Here is a 246-nt window from a genome sequence, read left to right as displayed (position 1 = left end):
CATGGCATGGCAATTACTGCGCCTATAAATACGACCTGCGCACCTATAGCCCGGTCGGTGCGATCCTGTTTGACCATCCCGATCCCTCGATCTTCACGGTGCTGACCGCGCCGTCAGGGCAAGAGGGCACCGCCAATATCGACTTCGTGCTGTTCCGTGAGCGCTGGATGGTGGCCGAGCACACCTTCCGCCCGCCGTGGTATCACAAGAACATCATGTCCGAGATGATGGGCAATATTTACGGCA

The 246-nt window shown here is 57.7% G+C and carries 1 protein-coding gene; it reads left to right on the top strand.

The annotated features are described in order from the left end of the window. Positions 1–246 (top strand): homogentisate 1,2-dioxygenase domain-containing protein (locus tag AB4874_RS19980; RefSeq protein WP_368393323.1); only part of this gene is annotated, 246 nt, incomplete at both ends.

It is taken from the genome of Thioclava arctica (genome assembly GCF_040892615.1).
Lineage (GTDB): Bacteria > Pseudomonadota > Alphaproteobacteria > Rhodobacterales > Rhodobacteraceae > Thioclava > Thioclava arctica.
Note: the sequence above shows the minus strand (reverse complement) of the source record. Positions and strands in the feature narration are given on the sequence as shown.